The organism is Halomonas marinisediminis (genome assembly GCF_004347715.1).
GTDB lineage: Bacteria > Pseudomonadota > Gammaproteobacteria > Pseudomonadales > Halomonadaceae > Halomonas > Halomonas icarae.
On record NZ_SLTR01000516.1, the window covers coordinates 1 to 266 of the forward strand.

A 266-nucleotide genomic window follows, 5' to 3' on the forward strand; every position below is an offset into this window, starting at 1 on the left:
CCGCTGGATCGTTTGAGAAGTAGCTGGTGAATGCCTCGTCTGAGGCCCATGACGTAACGCCTCTTTCCTCGGCGCGCTCGTCTTCGATGTTGGGCTCAATATGCCCGTTTTCAGGGGGAACAGGGAACCCCTCATATTCGCAGTTATCGCAATTCTGCACACCCCTGCGAACAAGATGTGCGAAAATTGATGCAAGAGCGCGATTTTTCCGCGCCCTTCCCGTCTTCGGCGTGATCTCCTGACCGGCGCACCAGTCCTTGAAGAAC

The 266-nt window shown here is 55.6% G+C and carries 1 protein-coding gene; it reads right to left on the minus strand.

From position 1 onward, the window contains the following. Positions 1 to 266 (minus strand): hypothetical protein (locus E0702_RS19760; RefSeq protein WP_205742082.1); only part of this gene is annotated, 266 nt, incomplete at both ends.